Source organism: Spirillospora sp. NPDC046719 (assembly GCF_040645715.1).
Lineage (GTDB): Bacteria > Actinomycetota > Actinomycetes > Streptosporangiales > Streptosporangiaceae > Spirillospora.
The window spans coordinates 1-3,530 of the sequence record NZ_JBEYYT010000496.1; the positions used below are offsets into that span (position 1 = coordinate 1).

At 76.1% G+C, this 3,530-nt stretch carries 4 protein-coding genes and 1 pseudogene; 2 read left to right on the forward strand and 3 right to left on the reverse strand.

The features are described 5' to 3' along the window. Positions 1-496, forward strand: a 496-nt coding sequence (locus ABZ914_RS44100) for a 3-oxoacyl-ACP synthase III family protein (protein ID WP_500200695.1), incomplete at its 5' end; no start/stop codon positions are given. Between the two features lie 40 nt (positions 497-536). Here ABZ914_RS44100 and ABZ914_RS44105 read toward each other — a convergent pair. Both ABZ914_RS44105 and ABZ914_RS44110 read right to left on the reverse strand, forming a co-directional pair. Further along, positions 537-980: a DoxX family protein gene (locus ABZ914_RS44105; RefSeq protein WP_190856722.1), complete on the reverse strand. Its 444-nt coding sequence runs from the start codon at positions 978-980 to the stop codon at positions 537-539. 115 nt (positions 981-1,095) lie between these two features. Further along, on the reverse strand, positions 1,096-1,986 hold the full coding sequence (locus tag ABZ914_RS44110; RefSeq protein ID WP_500200696.1) for a LysR family transcriptional regulator: 891 nt from the start codon (positions 1,984-1,986) through the stop codon (positions 1,096-1,098). Positions 1,987-2,057: 71 nt separating this feature from the next. On the opposite strand from ABZ914_RS44110, the gene ABZ914_RS44115 reads away from it, so the two are divergent. Then, the gene (locus ABZ914_RS44115; protein WP_500200697.1) at positions 2,058-2,819 is read left to right on the forward strand and encodes an SDR family oxidoreductase; all 762 of its coding nucleotides are present in this window, start codon (positions 2,058-2,060) and stop codon (positions 2,817-2,819) included. 38 nt (positions 2,820-2,857) lie between these two features. Here the strand turns inward: ABZ914_RS44115 and ABZ914_RS44120 are convergent. Next, positions 2,858-3,530 (reverse strand): annotated as a pseudogene (locus ABZ914_RS44120) (hypothetical protein); the annotation flags it as partial.

Here is a 3,530-nt window from a genome sequence, read left to right on the forward strand (position 1 = left end):
GGTCGTCGGGCCCGTCCCCGCCCCCTACGGGATCGGGCCGGTGACGCTCGGCTCGGACGGCACCCGCGCCGACGACGTCCTCATCCCCGCCGGCGGCTCCAGACGTCCCGCCGACGCCGCCACACTGGCCGATCTCGGCCACACCATCCACATGGACGGCCGCGCCGTCCGCGACTTCATCGCCGGCGCCCTGCCCCGGATGGTCGCCGAGGCGTGCGAGGACGCCGGGATCAAGCCCGCCGACCTCGCCCTGGTCGTCCCGCACCAGCCCAACCCGCGGCTGGTGGCGTCGCTGGCCGGGGACGCGGGCCTCGAACCGGACCAGCTGATGATCGCTGGGGAGGACGTCGGCAACATCGGCGCCGCCAGCCTCCCCTACGCCCTGGACCGTGCCGTGCGCACCGGCCGCGTCGGCGGCGGCGACCTGGTGCTGCTCGCCGGGTTCGGTGCCGGCCTGACCTGGGGGCGCGCCCTCATCACCTGGCCCGGCGCGTGACTCCCCCGGGCGTCCGGGGCCGGGCTCCGGCGCGGCGCCGTCACCGGCGGAGCAGGCCGGCGACCGAGCGCAGCAGGTCGCGGGTCTCGGCGCGGCGGTCCCAGCCGATCACCGCGCAGACGGCGGCGAGCGCGGCGGGGAACAGCGCCCACGCGGCGTCCAGCACCAGCAGGTGGGTGAGGACCGCGCCCGCCAGCAGGCCGATCAGCGCGGTCGCGGCGAACCCGGCCAGCCGCGGGACCACCAGCCCGATCGCGCCGGCGGCCTCGACGGTCCCGGTCACGTACCGGAACCACTGCCCCCAGCCGATCCTGGTGAAGGTCTCGACCGCGTCGGCCTGCCCGGCGAACTTCGGCATCGCAGAGGCGAAGAACAGGAACGCGGCGATGAGGACCTGCGCGGTCCACAGGACGCGGCGCAGGACACGGCGGCGGCCCTCGACGGAGCCGGTGGCGGGGGCGGCGAGGATCTGGGTGACGGTCATGGCGGTGTCCTTCCGTGCGACGTGCTCGTCTCGTGCCTTCACTGACGCGTCGCACGGGCGCACGCCGGATCGACATCCCGGCCCGTTTTTTCTCGGACTTTTTTCGCCGCCTCCGTCAGCGCAGGTCAGGGACGGTCCGAAGCGCGCCCGCCTCCGTGTTCCGGCCGGCGTTGCGGCGGGCGGCGACCGCGGCGGTGACGCGGACGAACGCCGCCAGCGCCCGCGACCGCGACTCCTCGGGCCACGCCAGCACCAGCGTCGTCGGCGGCGCGTCGGGCACCGGCACCGCCGTGAGGTCGTCGCGCAGCAGCCGCCGGTAGGACCGCGGCAGCACCGCCACCATCCGGCCGAGCGCGATCAGCTGCATCACCTGGCCCCCGTCGGTCACCATCGGCCCGTCGCCGCCCGGCCGGGCCGGGGTCCGCGGCAGCACCTCCCCGTCCAGGTCGGCCATCGACACCCGCGCCCGGCCCGCGAGCCGGTGGGTGCGGGGCAGGACGACGACCTGCGGTTCCACCACCAGTTCCTCGACGGCCAGGCCGGTCAGGTCGGCGCGCGGCGCATACAGCAGGGCGGCGTCGGCGCGCCCGTCGTCCAGCGCCTGCCGCGCCCCGTGGCCGAACACCATCTCCACCGGCAGCGCGTCCGGCTCCCGCTCGTACTCGGCGAGGACGTCCGGCAGCAGCCCGCCGCCGTCGCCGCCCGGCTTCATCGCCAGCACGAACCGGGCGCCGGTCCCGCCGGCCCTGCGGGTGCGCAGCACCGCGGCCTCCACGGCCGCCAGCGCGGCGCCGCCCTCGGCCAGCAGGGTCTCGCCCGCCGGGGTCAGCGTCACCCGGCGGCTGGTGCGCTCCAGCAGCCGGACGCCGAGCCGCCGCTCCAGCCGCGCGATCGCGCGCGACAGCGGCGGCTGCGCGATGCCGAGCCGTTCGGCGGCCCGCCCGAAGTGCAGCTCCCGGGCGACCTCCAGGAAGTAGGCCAGCTCCCGCGTCTCCACCAGATCCATACCTCAAGGGTATCGATCGTGGTCCGGTCGGTGTTGGAGTCCGCCCGGGCCCCGGTGATGGGATCGAGGGCATGAGCGAACGACCCACGAACGCCAAGGTCGCCCTGGTCACCGGGGCCAACAAGGGAATCGGGCGCGCCATCGCCGAGGGGCTCGCGGCGCGCGGCATGACCGTGCTGCTCGCCGCCCGCACCCCCGACCTCGGCGAGAAGGCGGCGGCGGAACTGCGCGACGCGGGGCACGACGTCCGGTTCGTCCGGCTGGACGTCACCGACGACGACAGCGTCCGGGCCGCCGCCGACACCGTGACCGCCTCTCCGGGACGGCTGGACGTCCTGGTCAACAACGCCGGCATCTCCGAAGGCCCGAACGACCCTCCCTCGGAGGCCGACCTGGACCATGTCCGCCGCGTGTTCGACACCAACCTGTTCGGCGTGATGCGGGTGACCAACGCGCTGCTGCCGCTGCTGCGCCGCTCGCCCGCCGCCCGGATCGTCAACGTCTCCAGCGGCACCGGGTCGCTGACCCACATGACCGACCCGGACCACTACTTCTGGAACCTGGGCGCCGTGGCGTCCTACCCGCAGTCCAAGACCGCGCTGAACATGCTGACCGTCCAGTACGCCAAGGAGCTGCGCGACACCGGCATCCTGGTGAACGCCGTCGCGCCCGGCGCCTGCGCCACCGACTTCGCGATCGAGCACATCCGCGCGGGCCGCACGATCACCCGCACAGCCGAGCAGGGCGCCGCGATCGCGATCCGGATGGCGACCCTGCCCGACGGCGGCCCGACCGGCGGGTTCTTCGACGACGACGGCGCCGTCCCCTGGTGACCCGGCGGACGAATCCGGGCGGGCGGTCCGGCGGGTGATCACCAGGGGGACAGCACCAGGGCCTGGACGGCGATCGCCGTGGCCGCCTGCGCCGCCAGCCACCACCGCGCCCCGGCCGCCCGCCCCGATCCGGACGCCCGCAGCGACGCGGCCGCCACCAGCCACGCCGCGAACGGCACCCAGATCCGCTCGACCTCGCCCTTGGTGACCCCCGACAGGTCCAGCACGACCACGCCCAGCAGCGCCGCGCACGCCGGCAGCGCCACCGCCGCCGCCGGGGACACCGCGCGGGTGCGGGCCGCGCGCCACAGCACGTGCGCCGTGCGCGGCAGCGCGTACGCGACCGCGGGACCCGTCAGCAGCCCCAGCACCGCGAGGTCGCCGAACAGGAAGTAGGCGTAGGAACGCTGCGCCGAGCCGCGGCTGACGAGGTAGGTGTCCAGGGTGGCGCGGACGCCGTCCGGCCACCAGAACCCCAGCAGCGTGAACGCGGCCGGTACCACCACCAGCCCCGCGCCCAGCGCCACGAGCATCCGCGGGTGCGGGCGGAGCAGCAGCAGGACCGCCAGCGGCACCGCGAACAGCGGCAGCAGCCCGTACGACAGGTACGGCAGGCTGCCCAGCAGCACACCGCCGGCGGCAGCGGCGGCCGGCGCCGGACGGGGCCGGCCGTGCCGGGGCCCGGCCGGCGCGGCGGGGGGGGGGGGCCGC